Here is a 21233-nt window from a genome sequence, read left to right as displayed (position 1 = left end):
GCGCGAAGTGGACGTGACGTCCCGCGCCGCCGTGCGGGGACATACGGTCATGGAGTGAATTTCGACGAGTACCGCGCCCACGACGCCACCGGCCTGGCGAAGCTGGTCGCCGACAGGGAGGTCTCGGCGGCGGAGCTGCTGGAGGTGGCCAGGGAGCGGGCCGCCGCGGTGAACCCGCGGATCAACGCGATCGTGCGGGACGTCCCCGCTCCCTCGTCGGAGGCGGTCAGCGGTCCGTTCGCCGGAGTGCCGTTCCTGATCAAGGACCTCGCTCAGGACTACGCGGGGCTGCCCACGTCCGCGGGATCTCGGGCCCTGAAGTCGGCCGTCGCCCCCGAGCATGCGGCGGTCGTTCAACGGTGGCTCGATGCCGGGCTGACCATCTTCGGCAAGACCAACACCCCGGAGTTCGGCGCCAAGGGCATCACCGAACCGCTCGCGTGGGGTCCGGCCCGCAACCCGTGGGACCTGTCGCGTACGCCGGGCGGTTCATCCGGGGGTTCGGCGGCGGCGGTCGCGGCGGGGATCGTGCCGTGTGCGGGAGCCAACGACGGCGGCGGGTCCATCCGGATTCCGGCGGCGTGCTGCGGACTGGTCGGCTTGAAGCCCGGCCGGGGGCTCACCCCGTCCGGTCCGGCGACGGGCGAGTCCATGCACGGTGCGGCCGTGCAGGGCGTCGTGTCGCGCACCGTCCGCGACACCGCGGCGATGCTCGACGTGCTCGCCGGTGGCGAGGCGTGCGGCCCTTACGTGCCCGCCGTCCCCGCCGAGTCCTTCGCGTCGAATGTCGGCGCCGACCCCGGGACGCTGCGGATCGGCGTGCGAATCCCGTCGGCCATCACCCCGAATCCCGACCCCGAGGCATACGCCGCGGTGGCCGCCACGGTGGCGGCGCTGACCGAGCTGGGGCACCACGTCGAGGAATTGCCGGTCGCACCGTTCGACGACGCCGCGCTCGCCCGGGACTTCCTGCTCACCTGGTTCGTCTACACCGCCTGGGAACTCGATGAGGCCAAACGGGTTTCGGGCGCCGGTGACGACGCGTTCGAGCGGGACACGCTGATCCTCGCGGCGATCGGTCGGGCGACGAGCAGTGTGGACTACGTCGACGCGGTGCAGCGCCGCCATGAGCACACGCGACGGCTCACCACCTTCTTCGAGTCCTACGACGTGCTGTTGACACCGACGCTGGCGACGCCGCCGCCGAGGATCGGCGAATTCGACCTGCCGGTGGCGCTGCAGCGTGCCTCCGACGTGCTGATCAGGACGCGCACGGCCCGGTTGCTGCGGCACACCAAACTCGTCGACGACATCATCGACAAGAACCTCGGCTGGGTGCCCTACACCCAGCTGGCGAATCTGACTGGGCGCCCGGCGATCTCGCTCCCCCTGCACTGGACGGCCTCGGGTGTTCCGCTGGGTGTGCAGTTCGTCGCGCCGCTGGCGGGTGAGGCACTGCTCATTCGGTTGGCCGCACAGCTCGAGCAGGCGATGCCGTGGGCGGATCGCGTCGCGCCGATCTAGCGTTCTTCAGAGGCGCTGACGGAGGGCGGCTGCCCGGAGCGTGAGGTGTTTGCGCTCGGCGAGGTTCTGCGCCTGCGCCGCAGCCCGCACGTAAAGCTCTGCGGCGGTAGCGATGTCACCCGCGCGCTCGTGCAGGTGAGCCGCCGATGCGGTGTAGCGCGGGAGTTCGGGATCGAGTTCGGCGAGCGCCGCCAGGCCCGCCTGCGGTCCGTCGGCCTCCCCGACGGCGACCGCCCGGTTGAGCCGCACGACCGGGCTGTCCGTGAGGCGGACCAATTCGTCGTACCACTCGACGATCTGCACCCAATCGGTCTCGTCGACCGTCGGTGCGTCGGCATGCAGCGCCGCGATCGCGGCCTGGGCCTGGTACTCGCCGAGCCGGTCGCGGGCCAGCGCGGCCTGCAGAACAGACACGCCTTCGGCGATCAGGTCGGTACGCCACAGGCTGCGGTCCTGCTCGGCCAGCGGCACCAGGCTGCCGTCGGCGCGGATCCGTGCCGGGCAGCGGGCGTGGTGGAGCAGGAAGAGCGCGAGCAGCCCGGCGACCTCCGGATCGTCGGTGGTGGCAGCGAGTTGACGCCCCAGCCGGATCGCCTCGGCGGCGAGGTCGACGTCCCCGCTGTAGCCCTCGTTGAACACCAGGTACAGCACTCGCAGCACCGTGTGCAGATCACCGGGACTTCCCAGCCGAACAGCGCTGACGGTGCGCTTGGCACGGCTGATCCGCTGCGCCATCGTCGCTTCGGGCACGAGGTAGGCCTGTGCGATCTGCCGGGTGGTGAGGCCGCCGACCGCGCGCAGCGTGAGGGCGACCGCTGACGCCGGGGTCAGACTCGGGTGGGCGCACAGGAAGTAGAGCTGCAATGTGTCGTCGGCCGTCTCGGCCGGTCCCGGCGGGGGCTCGTCGGACACGCGTTCCTCGCGCCGGCGCCGCGCCGTGTCGGACCGGGCGAGGTCGAGGAACCGGCGCCACGCCGCGGTGATCAGCCAGCCCTTCGGATCGTCGGGCGGATGCGCGGGCCAGGTCTCGACGGCACGGATCAACGCCTCCTGTACGGCGTCCTCGGCGGTCGCGAAATCCGCCCCGCGATGGACGAGGGCGGCCAGCACGCCCGGGATGAGGTCGCGCAGCCGGCCCTCGTCCAGCGCGTCGGCGGCCACTATTCGGTGACGGTGGTCGGCGCTCCCATGAACGGCCGCACCTCGAGCCATTCGTGGATCGGCTTGCCGCCCGCACCGGGCGCCGCGGACAACTCACCGGCCAATTCGAGGGCACGCTCATAGGAGTCGACGTCGATGATCATGAAGCCCGCGATGAGGTCCTTGGTCTCGGCGAACGGACCGTCGGTCACCGGGGGCTTGCCCTCCCCGTCGTAGCGGACCCACGCACCCTCGGCGGACAGGGCCTGGCTGTCGACGTACTCGCCGCTGTCTTTGAGCCGGTCGGCGAAATCGTCCATGTACTTCAGGTGCGCCTCGATCTCCTCGGGCGTCCACTGATCCATCGGCACGTCGTTGACCGCCGCGGGCGCACCCCGATAGTGCTTGAGGAACAGGTACTTGGCCATGTGTTTCTCCCTCCAGATGGCGACCCTAGTTGGTCGCTCACCCCTGGGACGGAGTCGTCACGGCATTCTCGACATCGAGGTGGCGGATTGCGGCGATGGCCCGGGGAGGGGTTACCGCGGGGCGTGATCGGGTACGAGGTCGACATGACATCTGCGAACGAGAATGTAACGCCCGATGCCGGTACGAAAGAGGAGGAGGTGCTGGCCCCCGCGACACCGGGCGCCGAGGCACTCCCGCTCCCTGACGACGAGGTGGACAAACCCTCCGAGGGTTGACGCGCGCCGTCGCGAGACTGAACTCACGCAGGTCGACTCTCGGACGTCGCCTGCGTGGGTTCAGTTTCGCGGCATCCGAAGCCGGTTCGGAATCACCACCGCGCCCGCGGTGTTGCACAGCGGCGTGGCCATCCGAGACCTGTTCCAACCGCTGACCGTCCGCTCTCTCACCGTGCCCAACCGATTCGCGATGGCGCCGATGACCCGGCAGGCGTCGCCGAACGGGGTGCCCGGCGCCGACGTGGCGGAGTACTACCGCCGCCGCGCCGCCGGGGGTGTCGGCCTGATCATCACCGAAGGTGTCCGGCTGCCCGACCCGGCTTCGGCCCACCCCTTCTCCATCCCGACGCTCGCCGGTGACGACGTGCTCGCCGGCTGGTCGCGCGTCAACGACGCGGTCCACGCCGAGGGCGGCACCATCGCCGCCCAGTTGTGGCACCAGGGCGCCGAGCGCGCCGACGCGGACGGCGTGGCGCCGGTCAGCCCGTCGGGCGTCGACGGGCTGGGCCGGCCGAAGGGCCGCGCGCTCGAGACCCACGAACTCCCGGGCATCGCGGATCTGTTCGCGCAGACCGCCCGAACGGCTCGTGAGGTCGGCTTCGACGCCGTCGAGCTCCACGGCGCCCACGGCTACCTGCTCGACGAATTCCTTTGGAAGCGAACCAATTCCCGCACCGACGGCTACGGTGGCGATCTCGCCGCCCGCACCCGCTTCCCCGCCGAGGTGGTGGCCGCCGTGCGCGAGGCCGTCGGTCCGGACTATCCGATCATCTTCCGCTTCTCGCAGTGGAAGGGTCTCGACTACACGGCGACCATCGCCGACGATCCCGCGCAACTGCAGGAACTGCTCGCTCCCCTGGTGGATGCGGGGGTCGACGTCTTCCACCCCTCGACGCGCAGGCACTACGTGCCCGCCTTCCCCGACCACGGGGAGCTCAGTCTCGCCGGGTGGACCAAGAAGGTCACCGGGGTGCCGGTGATCGCGGTGGGCTCGGTCGGGCTCGAGACCCAGTTCCGCAGCGAGAAGCGCGGACAGGTCATCAAGCCCGCGCCGACCGACCGCCTCGTCGAACAGTTCGACGCCGACGAGTTCGACATCGTGGCCATCGGACGCGCGCTGCTCGCCGATCCGGCGTGGGTGAACCGCCTGCGCGACGGCGAACTCGACCGCTTCAGCGGATACGACCCCGAGACGGCGCTGGCGACGCTCGCCTGACCCGGCCCGCTCACCGCCGCTTGGCGATACGGTGGCCGCATGTCGCCCGCCTACAGCGTCGACGACCTTCCGGTCACCGACACCGATGTCCTGATCGTCGGCGCCGGCCCCACCGGGCTGATGGCCGCGCTGGTCCTCAACCGCCGCGGCGTGCCTGCGGTCGTGGTCGACCGCAAGGCCGGCCCGACCCGCGAATCGCGGGCGCTGGCGGTGCAGGCCCGCACGATGGAGGTCTACGACCAGCTCGGTCTCGCCGGCACTGTCGCCGAAAAAGCCAACGCGGCGTTGCGGATCCAGGTCGGAGGTTCAGCTCGCGCGGTCGGTCCGAACCTGGCCGCGCTGCAGGACGGGTTCACGCGATTCCCGGGCATCCAGATCTTCGAGCAGAGCCACAATGAAGAGCTCCTCGTCGCCGCGCTGACCGCCGGCGGCGGTGACGTCCACTGGCGGCACCGTCTGCTCGATCTGCAGGACAAGAGCTCGGCACCCGAGGGCCGGGTGGAGGCACTGCTCGAAGGGCCGGACGGCGCCCTGCTGCGTGTGCGGGCCCGGTGGTGCATCGGGGCCGACGGTGCCGCCTCGGCGGTTCGGCGTGAGCTCAACCTCCCCTTCGAGGGCCGCACCGACGACGCGACGTTCTGGGTCGCGGACGTCCGTGATGTGCGCGGGGTGCCCGACGACGCCGTCAACATCCGCCCCGGCAAGCAGACCTTCACGGCCGTTTTCCCCCTGGGACCGGGCGGTCATGTCAGGCTGCTCGGCCTGGCCGCCAGGGACACGATCACCCAGGACGAGGCGCTCGCCGCCGTCGCCGGCGAATTCGGGCTGACACACGGTCCGGTGGAATGGTTTTCGACCTACCGGGTGCATCACCGCGTGTCGGCGAAGTTCCGAGTGGGGTCGATCTTCCTGGCCGGCGACGCCGCACACGTGCACTCCCCCGTCGGCGGCCAGGGGATGAACACCGGTCTGCAGGACGCCCACAACCTCGCGATGCTGCTGGCCGATGTCGCGCAGAACCGCGTGGACGGGCGGGCGCTCGACCGCTACGAGCGGGAACGGCGACCGGTCGCGCTGACCCTGGTCAACGTCACCGACCGCGCGTTCACCGTGATCGGCCGCCGCGGTCCGTCGGCGGCACTGCTCCGGAACGCGTTCGGCGCGTTGGCGTTCGGTGTGTTCCCGGTGATCACCCGCACACCCCTCGGGACGCGCCTCGGCGGTTACATCGGGCAGTACCGCATCCGCTACCGCTACCCGGCCGGAAGTCGGCCCGACTGGGCGCGCGATAGCGCGGTCGGTCTGCGGATACCGCCGGTCGCGGACAATCAGCGGGCCCTCGACACGATGACCTGGCAGCTGCACGTCTATGGCGCCGGCGCGGTCGTCCGCCCGGAAACACCGGAGTGGATCGACGGGCCGCAGGACTTCGGTGCCGATCCGCACGGCAGGTTGCGGTCCGATCGGCTCTACCTCGTGCGGCCCGACCACTTCGTGGCGGCATCGATCCCGTTGCGCGGCAACGTCGTCGATGCCGCCCAGCTGCGCGATGCGCTCACCGCCCACGGCGTCGTGCACGCCGGGCGCTAGGCGATCTACCAGAGCACCGCGATCGCCGCCGCGCTGAACGAGAGCGCCCCGATGACGAAGAACAGCGGACGCGGCACGGACACGTTGCGTTTGCGCTGACGCGCATTGCTCATCCCGACCACGCCGCTCAACACCACCAGGATCGCCAGCTTCACCCCGAGCTTGGGGTAGTTGAGCACGATCCCGGCAGGCCACGGCGCCGCGAGCGCGAGGCCGGTCGCCAGCGACACCAACAGGCCGTAGTCCATCAAACGGGTGGTGCGGAAACGACGGGCGGCGGCTTCTGCGGCCCACGCGCCGAAGGTGAGGGCGAATCCGACGATGTGGACGAGCACGACCGCGTCGCGCAACAGCTGCATGCGCGAAACCTACCAAACGTGAAAGCTGTTCCTTCGCACCGCGTCTCAAGTGCCCGGCAGTAACAGGGAATGACGGCCGCTGTTGTGGGTACGCGGCCGGAGGAAGGGTGGAGGGCAGAACGAACACCTCTGCCGGCGCACTCAACAAGGAGGAACACCATGCGCGGTGTGGTCATGTACGCCCCCGGAGACATCCGTGTCGAAGACCGCGATGACCCGAAGATTCTCGAACCGACCGACGCCGTCATCAAGGTGTCGGCCGCATGCATCTGCGGATCGGATCTGTGGCCCTACCGGGGCATCGGCAGCTCCGACGGGCAGTCCCCGATGGGGCACGAGTACGTCGGCGTGGTCGAAGAGGTGGGGCCGGAGGTCACCACCGTCAAGGCCGGGGACTTCGTCGTCGGGTCCTTCTTCGCCTCGGACAACACCTGCGAGATCTGTCAGGCCGGGTACCAGAGCCGCTGCGTCGACGCACGCCCCATGGGCGCGATCGGCACGCAGGCCCAGTACGCCCGTATCCCGCTGACCGACGGGACGCTCGTCGCCACCCCCGATCGACCCACCGCCGACCTCGTCCCGAGCCTGCTGGCGGCGTCCGACGTCCTCGGCACCGGATGGTTCGGCGCCGTGGCGGCCGACGTCGGCCCCGGCAAGACGGTCGCCGTCGTGGGGGACGGGGCCGTCGGGCTGTGCGCCGTGCTCGCCGCGAAGGAGCTGGGAGCCGAACGCATCATCGCGATGAGCCGCCATGCCGACCGCCAGGCCCTCGCGCGCGAGTTCGGCGCCACCGACATCGTCGCGGAGCGCGGTGACGAGGGGGTTGCGGCCATCAAGGACCTCACCAAGGGGCTCGGGGCCCACGGCGTGGTGGAGGCCGTCGGCACCCAGGAGTCGATGATGCAGGCGATCCGCTCGACCCGCCCGGGCGGATATGTCGGGTACGTCGGCGTCGCCCACGGGGTCAAGCTGCCCGGTGGTGAACTGTTCTTCTCCGCGACCCACCTGCACGGCGGTCCCGCCCCGGTCCGTCGGTTCCTGCCCGACCTGATCGACCTGATCTACCGCCGCGAGATCGACCCGGGCCGCGTGTTCGACCGGGAACTGCCCCTCGACGACGCCGCCGCCGGCTACCAGGCCATGGACGAACGACGCGCCATCAAGGTACTGCTGACCCCGTGACGTCGGCCGTCCCTACCAGAGGTCGCCGATTCGCCAGTCACAGATGAGTGGCTCTGTGGCCCTCAGCGGAGGGTGAGAGCCCGGCATCAGGACGAAGATCCGGTCCGCGGCGTCGTAGGTGTCGATGATCCCGGCCGGCGATTGCCCTCCGGTTGGGCCCGACCACGGGTGCCAGCCGCGGGCGGCATAGAAGGACGCAGCGTCGTCGACGGCGTTGAGCGCGCCGATCTGGTGGCGTGTGCGGATGATCGATTCCGCATGGTCCATGACGAGGCGTCCGAGTCCGCGGCCCTGCTGGTCGCCGCGGACCGCGACACCCTCCAGGTAGCCGGTGTCGAAGACCCGGTTGCCCTGCCGGAGTTCGCGGGCCACGACTGCGGCGTGTGCGAGTAACTCGCCGTTCTCGGTCACCAGTACATGGACTCCGGGGACCCCGTGCAGCCAGTCGTGAGTGCGGAAGTCGTCGCCGAAGGCAGATCGGACCAGCGCCTCCGCGATCTCGAGAGTCGCGTCGTTGAGTTCGCCCGGTTCCGCGATCGACACGTCCAGCACGTGAGCCACGATGCCACGGCACCGGCATGGCGCACGGTCACCACGCCAGTCGACCATGATCGGCCATGCGAAAGTGCGGGGCATCTCACTGCTAGCAACTGCTAACTATTGTTAGCACTCGCGTACGATGGTGTCATGCGAAGTTTGCCGATCACCGCCACCGGCCGCCTGCTTCGCCGCGTCCAGCGAGCGCTCGACGTGCCCGCGCGACAGAACCCCGGCCGGTGCACACCCGAGGCCGAGGTCCCTGTGGAGGACGTCTCCATCGTCGAGCGTGAGCTGACGCGGTGTTGAGGCGTCGCTGACGGTCGGTCACCATGTAAGCGCGGCTCCTCATACGGGTGCGGCGACGTGCAGGGGGACGGTATGACGAGCGGCTCACCACAGTCATGACGCGACAAGCCTCGCCGTTGCCGGCGCTACGCCTGTCCACGGCGGTCTACCGCTTCCGCGAGAGCCTGTTCGCGCTACCGGCCCTCGTCGTGGTCGGTGGCGTGGTGCTGGCCGAGGTCACCGCCTACCTCGACCGCCTGTTGGGTTTCGACCGACCGATACCGCTGGCCATTCACATCAACAGCAACGCCGCGGTCTGGCTGCTCAGTACCGTCGCCGGCGCCACCATCACCACGGCGGGAGTGGTGTTCTCGTTGACGGTGGTCAGCCTGCAGCTGGCAAGCAGCCAGTTCTCACCGCGGGTGATGCGCTCCTTCATCCGGGATCGGCTGAGCCAGTCCGTCATCGGTGTGCTGGTGGCGACGTTCGTCTTCTGCGTCCTGCTGCTGCGGCATATCCCTGCCGACCCAGCCGATCTCGCGCCGCAGATCTCCATGACGGTGGCCATCCTGCTGGCGGTGGCCGCCGTGTTGCTGATCATGGCCTACCTCAACCGCCTGGCCCACGGACTCCAGGTGGGTGAGGTGGTGCGCACCATCGCCGCCGAGGCCGACGCCGTCATCCAGGACATCGCACGTCAAGCGAGCCGGGAGACACCGGCCACCGATGTGCCGTCCGCGGATCCGGAGAATCGGTTGGTGGTGACGGCGCTGCGCGACGGGTGGGTCACCCAGTCACCCAGCGAGAGCATTCTCGGCGCCGCCCCACCCGCGACGGTCGTTCGGCTGGAGACCCGCACCGGCGCCTACATCCACCGCGGCGAGGTGCTGATGACGATCTGGCCGGCGCCGGCGGAACCGGAGAAGGTACGCGCGAGGCTGCTCTCGACGGTGGAGATCGCAGACATCCGCACCATGCAGCAGGACATCGACTTCGGGATCCGTCAGCTCGTCGACATCGCACTGCGCGCGCTCAGCTCGGCCATCAACGATCCGACGACGGCGACCGAGGTGGTGCTCCGGCTGGGCAGCCTCATGCGTACGCTGCTGGCGTCACCTGAGCCGCCCACCTCGGTGTCGGGTCCCGACGGACGAGTGCTCCTGCGGCCATGGGACCTGTCCCACGACGAGTACATCGCGCACGCGTTCGGCCAGATCCGCCAGACCGGGACGACGCAGCCCCACCTCGTGGCGGCGCTCATCCGGGTGCTGCGCATGCTCATCGCGCACGCGGAGACCACGGACCGCCCGCACGTCATCGCTGCCCTGCGCACACAGCTGCGGCTGCTGATGGATTCGGTGAGCGCCGAGCCCGGTCTGCACCCCGAGGACCTCGCGCGGTTACGGGCGATCGGCGAGTCGGTCACCGATCCCGCCGAGCACCGCCGCAGCTAGTCGGCCCGGTTGAGCGAGTCGAGGAAGTTCAGCGCCACCGTGTGCAACTTGGTGTTGGTGTTCTGCGACTCCTTGACCAGGCGCTGAAACGCCTCCTCCTCGGAGCACCCGTGCACCGCCCGCAGCGCACCCTTGGCCTGATCGATGACCGAACGCGAGGTGAGTGCTTCGCCGAGTTGGGCGATGGTGTCGCGTGACCGTTGCCAGCGCCGGGCGTTGGTGATGAGCAGTCCGGCGGTCAGCACGTACAACCGCATGAGGGCTTCGTCGAAGGGATCGAACGCTGATGCGGTCTTGCTGTAGATGTTCAGCGACCCCACCAGTTCGGGCTGCTCACCGACGCGGTCGGCGAGCAGCGGAACCGACAACGTCGCGGTGACGCCGCACGCCCGCGCAGCGGTGACGAACTCCGGCCACCGTTGGGCATCGTCGGACATCACGGCGCGAACCGGCCGACCCACGTCAGCGGCTTCCAGACACGGGCCTCGCCCGGAGGAGTACTGCTCGCGGTCGAGCGGGAGCACGCGGTCGTCGGTGCACGCAGCGGTGCGGGGAGCCGATTCGGTCAGCACACTGATGCTCACGTAGTCGGCGTCCAGGATCGCTTCGGCCCCCGACACCGCGACGCGCTGCAGCAGGTCGTCGAGCGCTCCGTCCTCGGTGAACAGGGACTGCAACGACTCGATGGCCTCGCTCACGTTCTCGAGCCGGTCCATCTCGTCGGGACGCTGATCCGTCATACGCGACAAACCGTCCTCTCAGCGCTGCTGATCATCGTTCATCCGAAAAGCGTAGTGACCGGCTGACGTGGACGAAAGTTTCAGGGAACGCCGTCACTGTTTCGTCCCCACAAACCCGAACCTGCCGCACTACAGCTCCACGACCCGACCGCCCTCGACCCGCCAGGAGCGGTCCAACCGGACGTTCTGCAACATCCGGCGGTCGTGCGTCACGAGCAGCAGTGCACCCTCGTAGGTGTCGAGGGCCTGCTCGAGTTGCTCGATGGCCGGCAGATCGAGGTGGTTCGTCGGCTCGTCGAGGACCAGCACGTTGACGCCCACGGCCTGCAGCAGAGCCAGGCCCGCGCGGGTGCGCTCACCGGGTGAGAGGTCGTCGACCGCGCGTTCCACATGGTCGGCCCGCAACCCGAACTTCGCGAGCAGGGTTCGCACATCGGCGGTCGTCCAGGTCGGCACCCGCTGCTCGAAGCGGTCGACGAGTCGCCCCGGTCCGGTGAAGTCACCCCGTGCCTGGTCGATTTCGCCGACCGCGACGTTGGCGCCCAGGCTCGCGCGGCCCTCGTCGGGCCTGCGGTACCCCAGGAGCAGCCGTAGCAACGTCGACTTCCCCGCTCCGTTGGGACCGGTGATCCCTATCCGCTCACCGGCGTCGACCTGCAGCGACACCGGGCCGAGCACGAAGTCGCCCTGCCGCACAACGGCATTGTCGAGGGTGGCGACGACCGAACTCGACCGCGGCGCCGCACCGATGGTGAACTGGAGTGTCCACTCCTTGCGGGGCTCTTCGACCTCTTCGAGGCGAGCGATGCGGCTCTCCATCTGGCGCACCTTCTGCGCCTGCTTCTCGCTGGATTCGGTGGCCGCCCGGCGCCGGATCTTGTCGTTGTCGGGAGCCTTGCGGATCGCATTGCGCACCCCTTGGCTCGACCACTCCCGTTGGACACGGGCCCGCGCCACGAGGTCGGCCTTCTTCTCGGCGAACTCCTCGTACTGTTCCCGCCGGTGCCGGCGGCCGACTTCACGCTCTTCCAGATAGCTCTCGTAGCCGCCGCCGAAAACCGTGGTGGTGTTCTGCGCGAGATCGAGCTCGAGGACGTGAGTCACGCTGCGGGCGAGGAATTCCCGGTCATGGCTGACCAGCACCACGCCACCCCGGAGCTCGCGGACGAACTGTTCCAACCGGGCGAGGCCGTCGAGGTCCAGGTCGTTGGTCGGCTCATCGAGCAGGACGACGTCGAAGCGGGACAGCAGCAGTGCCGCCAGACCCACCCGCGCCGCTTGGCCGCCTGACAGCGCGGTCATCGGCGTCGAGTGCGGTGGCACGGCGCCGGAGTCGAGGCCCAGGTCGGCCAGCACCTCCGGGAGCCGCTCGTCCAGGTCCGCCGCGCCGGTGGCGAGCCAGTGATCCAGCACCACCGAATACGCGTCGGCCGGATCAGGACCAGCGTGGTCGGGGTCCGCCAACGCCTCGGCCGCCTGCTCCATGGCGTGGGTCGCCGCGGCGCATCCGGTACGGCGCGCGATGTAGGCGGCCACGGTCTCCCCCGGCACCCGCTCGTGCTCCTGGGGCAGCCAACCGACGAACGCGTCGGCAGGCGCCAGGCTGACCGAACCCTCGAGCGGTTCGAGGTCCCCGGCCAGGATCCGCAGCAGTGTGCTCTTGCCTGCGCCGTTGGCGCCGACGACGCCCACCACATCGCCAGGGGCCACCGTCACGTCGAGCCCCTCGAACAGGGTGCGGTGGGCGAACCCGCCGGCCAGGTTCTTCGCGACGAGCGTTGCGGTCATGGGCTCATGGTCCCATCACCGATCAGCGCTCAGCCGCGCACAGAGCGCCGTCGACCTCGAGCGCAGCGTCCAGTTCACCCGACAGGCCGTGCAGTGGGCCGGCCATCCGGGCGACGATCGGGCTCAGGGCGGCGACCCCCGCCAGCAGCGCGGCGACCACGACCGCCCCCATGAAGCCGTGCGCCTCGGTGGCGACACCGGCGAGCGCGGTGCCGATCGCCCCGCCGACGAACATGGCGCTGTTGAGCCAGCCGAACGCCTCGGTCGCGACGTGCTCCTCGATCTCGCGGGACACCATGATGTAGAGCGCCGACAGTGCCGGGGCGAAGCCCAAGCCGGACAGGAACAGGCTCGCGAACTGCAGTACCCGGTTGTCGAAGACGGCGAACAGCACGATGCCGACCCCCACGAGGGTCAGGGCCGCGACGACGCCGACGACCCCGAGGCGTCGATGCCCGAATGCCAGGCCCCCGACGAGTGAGCCGACGCTGGCGAGTGCGATCGCGACCCCCGCGGTGACGCCGTCGTCGCCCATCGCGGCGACGATGCCGACCTCCAACGCCATGAACGAAGCCACCAGTCCGAGGCTGGCGACCATCGCCAGCATGACCGCGCGATTGAGCAGCACGCTGCCGAAGACGGCCTTCTTCTGGGCGATCCGCGGGCGAAGGGTTCCTGCGCCGAGGAGGAACCACGCGGTTCCGGCCACCGTGACGCCCGCCGATGCGACCAGCGGGAAGGCGGTGGACACAGCCGATGACAGAAGGGTGGCCGCGACGGGTCCGATCACCCAGATCAGTTCCTGAGCCGTCGTGTCGAGCGCGAACAGGGCCCGGACGCCCTCGCGGGGGACCAGCTGCGGATAGAGCGCCCGGATCACCGGCATCAGCGGCGGCACCGACGCGCCGACCAGCAACCCCAGCGCCATCAACATCGCCGGCGATGAGACGGCCAAGGCGAGCGCGATCATGCTCGCCCCGTTGACCAGCGCGGCGATCACCAACGTCGGGACCATACCGGCGTTGCCGGCGAGCCGCGCGGTGACCGGCATCGCCACGGCCTGGCCGACACTCATCCACGCGACCACCGCTCCCGCGACGGCGTACGAGTCGGTCAGCCCGTGGACGTGCAGCAGGATCGCCAGCGACATCATGCCGAGCGGCAGACGCGCGAACAGTTGTGAGGCGGTCAGGTTGAGGACACGCGGGGTCCGCACCACATCGCGGTATGCACGCATCGGCGGCCTCCCCCATTTCCTCGTACGGCCCGACTACCGGGACCTGCGGCGGATGACTATACCGTCCAGACGGTACAGTTCGAATTCCGTCGCCGAAGCGGCCGTCGTAGGGTGACCGGATGACGTCTTCGCGGGATCGGATCCTCGATGCCTTCGAAGAGGTGCTCGCCGTGGAGGGCGAGCGGTACGCGACGCTGGAGGCGGTGGCGGCGAAAGCGGGAGTCTCCAAGGGCGGACTGCTCTACCACTTCCCGGCCAAGGACCAACTCGCCGCCGCCCTGTGCGACCGGTTGGTGGCGCTGGCCGCGGACGACGCGCAACGCATGCGCAGCGCGCCGGAGGGCCCGGCGCGGTACTACGTTCGGTCCTCCCACTACGCCGGCACACCTCTGGATCGCGCCCTGATGGCGGTGTCGCGGCTGCAGCAAGCCGGTGATGCGCGGGCCCGGGAGGTCATCGAGTCGGTCTCCGGACAGTGGCTGAGCATCCTGCGCGACGCACTGGGCAGCCTCGACGCCGCGCGTGCGGTGAAGTTGATCGGCGACGGCCTGTACTACCACGCCCTGCACAGCGCGCTCGGCGGCCACCCGGCGACGACCGAGGCCGACGAGGGGTTACTCGAGGTGGTGGACCGAATCACCAACCGCCAGAACGTGTCCGGCGATTGACGTGGCCGGCGCGGGGTGCGGCGGCTACCAACCCGCGTTGCGGGCCAGATCGATCGCGTACTGGGCGACGAATGTGCCGGCGCCGGGTTGCCCGCTCCTGCACGATCCGTCGGACTCACCCGGTCGCTTGACCCACAGATAGGCGTCGGCACGTGGGCCGGCGGTGGCCGTGGTCGGAGCGGTGCCCAGGGCGCGACCGGGCGGATTGCACCAGGAATCGCTGTCGAGCGGTCCGGCGCCGTTGCGCGACGTGTCGATCACGTAGTTCGACCCGTTGGTCATGTTCGAGATCGTCTCGCCGTAGCCGATCGACTCCTCGGTGGTGAAGAAGTTCGCGGTGTTGAGGCTGAAGCCACGCGCCTTGTCCACGCCGACCTGATTCAGCCGGCCCGCCATCACGTCGGCGGCCACCCAGCGCGGATGCCCGGCATCGACATACAGCGCCGTGCCCGGGTTTCGGGTCAGCGTGTCGACGGCGTAGCGGATCAAGTCGAGCCGTTCCTGCTGCTGACCGGGAGAGAGGCAGTCGATCATGGCCAGCGCGTCGGGTTCGAGGATGACCGCGGCCGGGCCGGGCCCGATGGCAGCCGCGACGCCGTCGATCCAGCCCCGGTAGGCCCCGGCCGATCCGAAGCCGCCGGCGGCGAAGCTGCCGCAGTCGCGGTTCGGGATGCCGTACAGCGCCAGGATCGGAATGGTGCCGGCGGCCTGCGCGTCGGCGATGTACTTGGCGTCGACCGACGGCGTCGACAGATGATCCATCCAGTACGCCGTCGGGGTGTTGACGACGGCGTTCAGCTGGGGGTTCGGCGGATCGATGCCCCGCGCGGCACGCATGCCCTTCGATTCGGGGTTGACGTAGAAGGGCTTGCCGACCAGCGGATTGGCGTCGCTGGCCAGGCGGATCGCCGGGGTGGGAGCGGTGTTTTCCGGGACGGTCAGAGCGCCCATGCCGGCGACAGCCGCAGCCGTCAGGAAAGGCGCCATCCACCGGGCAGCTGAGGACATCACCCCAGGAAACTTAATGGTGCTTCACAACCAGCGCCAAACCGCATCGGGACGGGCGCCGGAAGTACCCGTCACGGCGTGGACGGAGCCGTTCCGGCGGTCGAGCCCCTGACGACGAGGTGCGAGCGGAATGTGAGTGTCCGGTAGGGCGCTGTGGGCGACGCGATGCGGTCGAGCAACGCTTGGGCGCCCGCTTCCGCCATGGTTCCGCTGGGCTGATGAACTGTGGTGAGGTCGAACGCCGGCCAGGCTGACATGGCGATGTCGTCATAGCCGACGATCCACAGGTCATCGGGGACGACCGCCCGCTCGGCGCGGGCGGCGTCGAGCGCACCGAACGCGATGAGGTCATTGCTGCAGAAGACGGCCGTGGGCGGGTGGTCGGCAGTCAGCAGTCGTGTCGTCGCACTGAACCCGAAGTCATGGGTGAACGGCCCCTCCAGCACCCTTTCGGATGGCAGCGGTGCGCCGGCATCGGCAAGTCGCTGCGAGAAGCCGAGGAACCGGTCGCGGGCTGTGCTCGCTGTCGACGGCCCGCCGATGAAAGCGATTCTCTGGTGGTCGTTTTCGAGGAGATAGTCCGCAACGGCGCGCCCACCTGCCACATTGTCGCTCGACACCTGATCGCACCCGAGACCTTCGACGGTGCGGTTGATGAGCACGACGGGGCTGTGTCTGCGCAGGGCGGCCCGAAGCGGCGCGGAGGCCTCGGTGACGGTGGTGAAGATGACGCCGTCGACCGATCCGGCGTTGATGGCTTCGAGCGCAGCGTCGTTACCCGGCCCGTCGGAATTCCAGAGCGTGACCTTCTGGCCCGCGGCGTCCAGGTAACAGGTCAGCGCGTCGAGGATCTCCGGGTAGAACGGATTGCGCAGATCGGCGACGACGACGCCGATGGTGTTGACGCGGCCGGTCTTCATCGCCCGGGCGCCCATGTTGGGGACGTAGCCGACGGCCTTCGCGGCGTCGAGGATCTTCTTCCGCGTCTGGGCGCTCACGCTCCCGCCGCTGAGCGCCCTGGACACCGTGGCCTGGGAGACGCCCGCCAACCGGGCAACGTCGTAGCTCGTCGGCATTCGTATCCAATCTCCCCCGGCGATCCGAGCGTCGATTGTGTCCCGGACCATCTCGCGTGCACGTCCGATCGTTTCACGGTGTGTCGAATTGCTGCATTCGGATTCAACCCCTGTGCCCCGTGGATGAATACGCAATCGTGGCGACGACCCTACAAACAGGCTGTTCAAACGTGCTGTGGTAGCCGCCAAGGTCCTCCCTCTTGCATCGTTCAATGCATACGAATACACTAGCGCAGGTAAGTGATTGCGAGCACATCGCTCGCTTCACGTGACCGGGACAGCACTCACGGTCAAGCCCCCTCGACGGAAGGACGTCCATGACGATTGCGGCCGCACCACGAAGTGACATCGCCACCAAAGACCTCAAGCTCCCGCAGCGTGAGAGCGTCGAGCGCGGAAGCACCGCGGCGGTGCGTTCCACGGTGGAGAGCGTGATCGACGACATCCGCACCCGCGGTGACGCCGCCGTGCGCGAGTACTCGGAGAAGTTCGACAAGTACTCAGCGGAGAGCTACCTGCTCACGCCCGAGAAGATCGACGAGATCATGGCCCGCGTGCCGCGCCAGGTCATCGACGACATCATGTTCGTCCAGGAGCAGGTCCGGGTGATGGCCAAAAAGCAGCTCGAATCGCTGACGGACTTCGAGATCGAAACGCTCCCCGGCGTTTTCCTCGGCCAGAAGAACGTTCCGATCCAGGCTGCCGGCGCGTACATCCCGGGCGGCAAGTATCCACTGCTGGCCAGCGCCCACATGACGATCGTCACGGCGAAGGTCGCCGGCGTGGAGCGCGTCGCGGCGTGCACACCCCTCATCCGGGGAGAGGTTCCGGACGCGACGATCGCCGCCATGCACCTGGCCGGTGCCGACGAGATCTACCTGCTGGGCGGTATCCAAGCGGTGGCGGCCATGGCCGTCGGCACCGAGACCATCCGCCCGGTCAACATGCTCGCCGGTCCCGGCAACGCGTTCGTCGCCGAGGCCAAGCGCCAGCTCTTCGGTGAGGTCGGTATCGACCTGTTCGCCGGGCCGACGGAAGTGCTCATCGTCGCCGACGAGCACGCCGACCCGTTCATCGTCGCCGTCGACCTGTTGTCCCAGGCCGAACACGGCCCCGACTCACCGGCCGTGCTGATCACCACCAGCGAAGAGGTGGGCCGCAAGGTCATCGAACACATCGACACCATCCTGGTCGACATGCCGACCCGCGACTTCGCCGAGCCGGCGTGGCGCGACTGGGGTGAGGTCCGCGTCGTCGAATCACTGGACGAGGCCTACGCGCTGGCGGACCAGTACGCCTCCGAGCACGTGCAGATCCTGACCGAGAGCCCGCGCGAAGCGCTCGACAAGATGCACGACTACGGTGCCCTGTTCCTCGGTGAGGGCACCTGTGTGTCCTACGGCGACAAGGTCATCGGGACCAACCACGTCCTGCCCACCCGCGGCGCCGCCCGCTACACCGGCGGTCTGTGGGTCGGCAAGTACCTGCGCACCGTGACCTACCAAGAGGTGACGAACACCGAGTCCAGCGCGTTCTTCGGCGAGTTGTGCGGGCGTGCCGCCCGGGTCGAACTCTTCGAAGGGCACGCGCGATCCGGCGACGTGCGCGCCGCGAAGTACCGTGGCGAGAAGCTGTCGTGGTCTGATCACGATTTCACGGGATAACAGACACGCCATGGTCAGTTTCGACCTGAAGGGCAAGTCCGCCCTGGTGACAGGGGCCGGTCGCGGTCTCGGCAAGGCCATCGCCGATGGCCTCGCCGAGGCAGGCGCCGTCGTCTACGGAACCAGCCGGGACCGCGACGCTGCGGAATCCATCGCCCATCGGTACGGGACCTTCCCGGTCACCGTGGACGTGACGGACACGGCCGCGATGCGCACCGGCGTCGCCGACCTCCTCGACCGCAGCGGAGGCATCGACCTGCTGGTCAACAATGCGGGCATCAACATCCCCAAGCCCGCGGTCGGTGTCACCGAAGAAGACTGGGACGCCGTGCTCGACACGAACCTTCGCGGCCAGTTCTTCCTCACCACCGAGCTGGCGAAGGCATGGCTGGCGTCGTCGGGTCGGGCCGCGGTCGTCAACGTCGCGTCTCAGGCCGGCGTGGTCGCCATCGAAGAACGGGCCGCCTACGGGACGAGCAAGGCCGCCCTGATCCATCTGACGAAACAGCTTGCCCTGGAATGGGCGTCGAGGGGCATCCGGGTCAACGCGGTGGCGCCGACGTTCGTGCGCACCGAGCTGACCGAATCAACCCTGAGCCGCCCGGAGTGGGCCGGTGAACTGCTGTCCCGAATACCTTCCGGTCGCTTCGGCGAGCCCGACGACATCGCGGGCGCCGTCGTCTTCCTCCTCAGCGACGCGGCGGCCCTGATCACCGGCCACACCATCGTCATCGACGGCGGATACACCATCCGCTGAACACCCGAAGCACAATCGGCGCCGCCACACACGACGCCACCTCATTTGATCGGAGAATCATGGCCACCGCCACCCTGACGCCGGAGAAACTCCGCCGGCGCTCCGTGCAGTCCGGCACCATCGGCGCAATCGTCGAATGGTACGAGTACACCGTCTACGGGACGTCGGCCGCGCTCGTCTTCGGGCACCTGTTCTTCCCGAATCTACCTGGCGCGGTGGGTCAGATCGTTTCTCTGGCGACGTTCGGTGTCGGGTTCCTGGCCCGGCCCGTCGGGGCTTTTGTGTCGGGTCACCTCGGGGACCGGATCGGCCGAAAAGCCACGTTGATCATGACCTTCACGATCATGACGGTGGCCACGGCGGCGATCGGCTTCCTCCCCACCTACGCCCAGATCGGTGTCGCCGCGCCCCTACTTCTGTGCGTGCTGCGGTTGGCGCAGGGCTTCGCCGTCGGCGGCGAGTGGGGCGGCGCCGCGATCATCGCCGTCGAGAACTCACCACGTGACAAGAGGGGGCTGTTCGGCTCCTGGCCACAGATCGGCGTGTCCGCCGGGCTGTTGCTGGGCACCGCCGTGGTGTCGCTGTCGTCGTGGATCTCCGGTGACGCCTTCGACGAATGGGGCTGGCGCATACCGTTCCTCATGGCGATCGTGCTCGCGTTCGTCGGCCTGTACATCCGTCTCCGGGCCGCCGAGAGCCCCGCGTTCCTGACGGAGAAGGCCAAGATGGAGTTGGAGATCGAGAAGCGGAAGGCGCCCGCCGTGGTGCTGTTCCGCAACTTCAAGAAGCCGTTGCTGATCGCGATCTTCGGTCGGTTCGCCGAAGCCGGAAACTATTACCTCTTCACCACTTTCGTACTGTCCTACGTGACGACCACGCTCGACGCACCGCGTTCGTACGGTCTGATCGCGTCCATGGTGGGCGCCGCGGCGAACATCGTCATGATCCCGGTGTTCGGGCGACTCTCCGACCGCATCGGCCGGGTGAAGACCTTCCTCATCGGAGGCGGGATCATCGTCGTCACGGCGTGGCCGATCTTCGCGCTCGTGCACACCGGACAGCTGTGGGGGATCGTCGCAGGCGTCACGATCTTCCTGGCGCTGGGCCACGCGATGGTCTACGCCCCGCTGCCCGCCCTGTACTGCGAGCTGTTCCCCACTGCCGTGCGCTATTCCGGAATCTCGATCGGCTACCAGATGGCGTCGATCCTGCTGGCCAGTTTCACCCCTGCGCTTGCCAGCGCCATGGTCCTGTGGGCCGACGGAGATCTGTGGATGGTCATCGTATTCGCCATCCTGACAACGGTTGTCGCCATGGTCGCCATCTCGTTCGCCCGCGACCGCAGGCATCTCGAGCTCGACGAGATCGACGCCGAGCTCAAGGGCCTCCCCGGCTCGGAGGATCCCGCGGAGAACCGGTCGCCGTCCCACGGCTGAACCGGGTTTTCGGCGGGGATCCCGTCCGGTCGGCGCTGCTACGTTCGAGCCCGACATGGGAACCGGTGTGACACTCGAGCGCGTGGTCCACGGCCTGACCGCCGACCACGCGACGACCGTACTGATCGACGGACGGTCCGGTTCGGGCAAGTCGACGCTGGCCGACCGCTTCGCCACGCGCTGGGAATCCAGCGTCGTGGTCCGGCTCGATGACATCTATCCCGGGTGGGACGGGCTGGCCTGGGCCATCGACCACGTCCTGCACGAACTGCTGCGACCCCGCGCCGACGGGCGCCCCGGCAGGTGGCGGCGCTGGGACTGGGCGACGAACACCGCCGCCGGCTGGCACACCGTCGAACCCGCACAGCGGCTGATCCTGGAAGGTGTCGGGGCGCTGTCCCCCGCCAGCCGCGCGACGGCCGGCCTCGGCATCTGGGTCGACACCCCCGACGACATCCGCAAGCAGCGCGCACTTGCGCGTGACGGCGAGCTCTACCGTCCGCACTGGGAACGCTGGGCGGCCCAGGAGGACGACCACATTGCCCGGCACACACCCCACTCGGTCGCCGACATCGTGGTCACCGAAACCACGGACGGGCTGGTCTGGACCGCGGGCAACCGTCGCCCGGTGTAGCGGTGCACAACCGTCTTGCGCTAACTTGAGGCGGAACCACACGGGAGCGCACACCGAGTGCGCTGAGAGGACGGCTGACGCGCCGTCGACCGTACGAACCTGACCGGGTAATGCCGGCGTAGGGAGATGCGCATGACGGCTGTTCTCGACTTTCCACCGATCCCGTAGCGCCGCGCACACAGCACTGTGTGCCGCGTCCGCGAATACCGCTGACTCGCAGCGCATTTCACA

Annotated in this window: 21 protein-coding genes and 1 riboswitch; of the genes, 12 read left to right on the top strand and 9 right to left on the bottom strand. The window is 68.9% G+C overall.

The features are described 5' to 3' along the window. Positions 1-54 precede the first annotated feature (54 nt). Complete coding sequence (locus G6N30_RS21465) at positions 55-1524, top strand: amidase (RefSeq protein WP_134059088.1); 1470 nt, start codon at positions 55-57, stop codon at positions 1522-1524. A 6-nt stretch (positions 1525-1530) separates the two neighbouring features. On the opposite strand, the gene G6N30_RS21460 is transcribed toward G6N30_RS21465, so the two are convergent. After that, positions 1531-2685, bottom strand: coding sequence for an RNA polymerase sigma factor (locus tag G6N30_RS21460; RefSeq protein WP_134059086.1), 1155 nt, complete (start codon positions 2683-2685; stop codon positions 1531-1533). Then, positions 2685-3092 (bottom strand): YciI family protein, encoded by a 408-nt coding sequence (locus G6N30_RS21455; RefSeq protein ID WP_134059082.1) that lies wholly within the window; start codon positions 3090-3092, stop codon positions 2685-2687. Before G6N30_RS21455 ends, G6N30_RS21460 begins: the two co-directional genes overlap by 1 nt. 144 nt (positions 3093-3236) lie before the next feature. On the opposite strand from G6N30_RS21455, the gene G6N30_RS27360 reads away from it, so the two are divergent. The 3 genes from G6N30_RS27360 to G6N30_RS21445 all read left to right on the top strand — a co-directional run bounded on the left by G6N30_RS27360 (position 3237) and on the right by G6N30_RS21445 (position 6174). Beyond that, positions 3237-3368: a hypothetical protein gene (locus G6N30_RS27360; RefSeq protein ID WP_264007059.1), complete on the top strand. Its 132-nt coding sequence runs from the start codon at positions 3237-3239 to the stop codon at positions 3366-3368. Between the two features lie 124 nt (positions 3369-3492). Next, entirely contained in the window at positions 3493-4584 is a 1092-nt protein-coding gene (locus G6N30_RS21450; RefSeq protein ID WP_134059079.1) for an NADH:flavin oxidoreductase, read from the top strand. Positions 4585-4623: 39 nt separating this feature from the next. Next, positions 4624-6174, top strand: a complete 1551-nt coding sequence (locus G6N30_RS21445; RefSeq protein WP_134059076.1) for an FAD-dependent monooxygenase — start codon at positions 4624-4626, stop codon at positions 6172-6174. Positions 6175-6179: 5 nt separating this feature from the next. Here G6N30_RS21445 and G6N30_RS21440 read toward each other — a convergent pair whose 3' ends face one another. Next, entirely contained in the window at positions 6180-6533 is a 354-nt protein-coding gene (locus tag G6N30_RS21440; protein ID WP_134059073.1) for a Fe-S protein, read from the bottom strand. Positions 6534-6692: 159 nt separating this feature from the next. Between G6N30_RS21440 and G6N30_RS21435 the strand changes: the two genes are divergently transcribed. Further along, a complete protein-coding gene (locus tag G6N30_RS21435; protein ID WP_134059070.1) occupies positions 6693-7715 on the top strand; it encodes a zinc-dependent alcohol dehydrogenase family protein in 1023 nt (340 codons plus the stop codon). Positions 7716-7727: 12 nt separating this feature from the next. Here G6N30_RS21435 and G6N30_RS21430 read toward each other — a convergent pair whose 3' ends face one another. Then, on the bottom strand, positions 7728-8276 hold the full coding sequence (locus G6N30_RS21430; protein WP_163687727.1) for a GNAT family N-acetyltransferase: 549 nt from the start codon (positions 8274-8276) through the stop codon (positions 7728-7730). Positions 8277-8402: 126 nt separating this feature from the next. On the opposite strand from G6N30_RS21430, the gene G6N30_RS21425 reads away from it, so the two are divergent. Together G6N30_RS21425 and G6N30_RS21420 are read left to right on the top strand one after the other, a co-directional pair. Further along, entirely contained in the window at positions 8403-8561 is a 159-nt protein-coding gene (locus tag G6N30_RS21425) for a hypothetical protein (RefSeq protein WP_163687724.1), read from the top strand. 95 nt (positions 8562-8656) lie between these two features. Continuing rightward, the gene (locus G6N30_RS21420) at positions 8657-9994 is read left to right on the top strand and encodes a DUF2254 domain-containing protein (RefSeq protein ID WP_179965507.1); all 1338 of its coding nucleotides are present in this window, start codon (positions 8657-8659) and stop codon (positions 9992-9994) included. On the opposite strand, the gene G6N30_RS21415 is transcribed toward G6N30_RS21420, so the two are convergent. From G6N30_RS21415 to G6N30_RS21405, 3 genes are all read right to left on the bottom strand, one after another. Beyond that, positions 9991-10734: an ANTAR domain-containing response regulator gene (locus G6N30_RS21415; protein WP_234880295.1), complete on the bottom strand. Its 744-nt coding sequence runs from the start codon at positions 10732-10734 to the stop codon at positions 9991-9993. The two genes, G6N30_RS21420 and G6N30_RS21415, sit on opposite strands and share 4 nt — an antisense overlap. Positions 10735-10863: 129 nt before the next feature. Beyond that, a complete protein-coding gene (locus G6N30_RS21410; protein WP_134059064.1) occupies positions 10864-12522 on the bottom strand; it encodes an ABC-F family ATP-binding cassette domain-containing protein in 1659 nt (552 codons plus the stop codon). 22 nt (positions 12523-12544) lie between these two features. Then, positions 12545-13759 carry an MFS transporter gene (locus G6N30_RS21405; RefSeq protein ID WP_134059060.1) on the bottom strand — a complete coding sequence of 405 codons (1215 nt, stop codon included), beginning with the start codon at positions 13757-13759 and terminating at the stop codon, positions 12545-12547. 119 nt (positions 13760-13878) lie between these two features. Between G6N30_RS21405 and G6N30_RS21400 the strand changes: the two genes are divergently transcribed. Continuing rightward, on the top strand, positions 13879-14427 hold the full coding sequence (locus tag G6N30_RS21400; RefSeq protein WP_134059057.1) for a TetR/AcrR family transcriptional regulator: 549 nt from the start codon (positions 13879-13881) through the stop codon (positions 14425-14427). 24 nt (positions 14428-14451) lie between these two features. Here the strand turns inward: G6N30_RS21400 and G6N30_RS21395 are convergent, their stop codons facing one another. Both G6N30_RS21395 and G6N30_RS21390 read right to left on the bottom strand, forming a co-directional pair. Beyond that, the gene (locus G6N30_RS21395) at positions 14452-15435 is read right to left on the bottom strand and encodes a glycoside hydrolase family 6 protein (protein WP_134059054.1); all 984 of its coding nucleotides are present in this window, start codon (positions 15433-15435) and stop codon (positions 14452-14454) included. A 71-nt stretch (positions 15436-15506) separates the two neighbouring features. Beyond that, a complete protein-coding gene (locus tag G6N30_RS21390; protein ID WP_134059051.1) occupies positions 15507-16511 on the bottom strand; it encodes a LacI family DNA-binding transcriptional regulator in 1005 nt (334 codons plus the stop codon). A gap of 317 nt (positions 16512-16828) precedes the next feature. Here G6N30_RS21390 and hisD point away from each other — a divergent pair, with 317 nt between their 5' ends. From hisD to G6N30_RS21370, 4 genes are read left to right on the top strand one after another with little or no spacing between them, the layout of a single operon-like run. Continuing rightward, complete coding sequence (hisD, locus tag G6N30_RS21385; protein ID WP_134059048.1) at positions 16829-18175, top strand: histidinol dehydrogenase; 1347 nt, start codon at positions 16829-16831, stop codon at positions 18173-18175. 10 nt (positions 18176-18185) lie between these two features. After that, on the top strand, positions 18186-18932 hold the full coding sequence (locus G6N30_RS21380; protein WP_134059046.1) for an SDR family NAD(P)-dependent oxidoreductase: 747 nt from the start codon (positions 18186-18188) through the stop codon (positions 18930-18932). A 59-nt stretch (positions 18933-18991) separates the two neighbouring features. Beyond that, the gene (locus G6N30_RS21375) at positions 18992-20368 is read left to right on the top strand and encodes an MFS transporter (protein ID WP_134059043.1); all 1377 of its coding nucleotides are present in this window, start codon (positions 18992-18994) and stop codon (positions 20366-20368) included. Positions 20369-20423: 55 nt separating this feature from the next. Next, on the top strand, positions 20424-21002 hold the full coding sequence (locus G6N30_RS21370; protein WP_134059040.1) for a nucleoside/nucleotide kinase family protein: 579 nt from the start codon (positions 20424-20426) through the stop codon (positions 21000-21002). Between the two features lie 30 nt (positions 21003-21032). Further along, a riboswitch (TPP riboswitch) is annotated at positions 21033-21144 on the top strand. Positions 21145-21233: the final 89 nt, after the last annotated feature.

Origin of the sequence: Mycolicibacterium litorale, from assembly GCF_010731695.1 — a bacterium.
Taxonomy (GTDB): Bacteria; Actinomycetota; Actinomycetes; order Mycobacteriales; family Mycobacteriaceae; genus Mycobacterium; species Mycobacterium litorale.
Note: the sequence above shows the minus strand (reverse complement) of the source record. Positions and strands in the feature narration are given on the sequence as shown.

Bases quoted from the DNA above. Each gene is read 5' to 3' on its own strand.
- G6N30_RS21445 (WP_134059076.1), top strand. From the start codon at position 4,624: ATGTCGCCCGCCTACAGCGTCGACGACCTTCCGGTCACCGACACCGAT.
- G6N30_RS21455 (WP_134059082.1), bottom strand. From the start codon at position 3,092: ATGGCCAAGTACCTGTTCCTCAAGCACTATCGGGGTGCGCCCGCGGCG.
- G6N30_RS21425 (WP_163687724.1), top strand. From the start codon at position 8,403: ATGCGAAGTTTGCCGATCACCGCCACCGGCCGCCTGCTTCGCCGCGTC.
- G6N30_RS21420 (WP_179965507.1), top strand. From the start codon at position 8,657: ATGACGCGACAAGCCTCGCCGTTGCCGGCGCTACGCCTGTCCACGGCG.
- G6N30_RS21410 (WP_134059064.1), bottom strand. From the start codon at position 12,522: ATGACCGCAACGCTCGTCGCGAAGAACCTGGCCGGCGGGTTCGCCCAC.
- G6N30_RS21440 (WP_134059073.1), bottom strand. From the start codon at position 6,533: ATGCAGCTGTTGCGCGACGCGGTCGTGCTCGTCCACATCGTCGGATTC.
- G6N30_RS21400 (WP_134059057.1), top strand. From the start codon at position 13,879: ATGACGTCTTCGCGGGATCGGATCCTCGATGCCTTCGAAGAGGTGCTC.
- G6N30_RS21375 (WP_134059043.1), top strand. From the start codon at position 18,992: ATGGCCACCGCCACCCTGACGCCGGAGAAACTCCGCCGGCGCTCCGTG.
- G6N30_RS21380 (WP_134059046.1), top strand. From the start codon at position 18,186: ATGGTCAGTTTCGACCTGAAGGGCAAGTCCGCCCTGGTGACAGGGGCC.
- hisD (WP_134059048.1), top strand. From the start codon at position 16,829: ATGACGATTGCGGCCGCACCACGAAGTGACATCGCCACCAAAGACCTC.
- G6N30_RS21435 (WP_134059070.1), top strand. From the start codon at position 6,693: ATGCGCGGTGTGGTCATGTACGCCCCCGGAGACATCCGTGTCGAAGAC.
- G6N30_RS27360 (WP_264007059.1), top strand. From the start codon at position 3,237: ATGACATCTGCGAACGAGAATGTAACGCCCGATGCCGGTACGAAAGAG.
- G6N30_RS21370 (WP_134059040.1), top strand. From the start codon at position 20,424: ATGGGAACCGGTGTGACACTCGAGCGCGTGGTCCACGGCCTGACCGCC.
- G6N30_RS21395 (WP_134059054.1), bottom strand. From the start codon at position 15,435: ATGTCCTCAGCTGCCCGGTGGATGGCGCCTTTCCTGACGGCTGCGGCT.
- G6N30_RS21415 (WP_234880295.1), bottom strand. From the start codon at position 10,734: ATGACGGATCAGCGTCCCGACGAGATGGACCGGCTCGAGAACGTGAGC.
- G6N30_RS21390 (WP_134059051.1), bottom strand. From the start codon at position 16,511: ATGCCGACGAGCTACGACGTTGCCCGGTTGGCGGGCGTCTCCCAGGCC.
- G6N30_RS21405 (WP_134059060.1), bottom strand. From the start codon at position 13,759: ATGCGTGCATACCGCGATGTGGTGCGGACCCCGCGTGTCCTCAACCTG.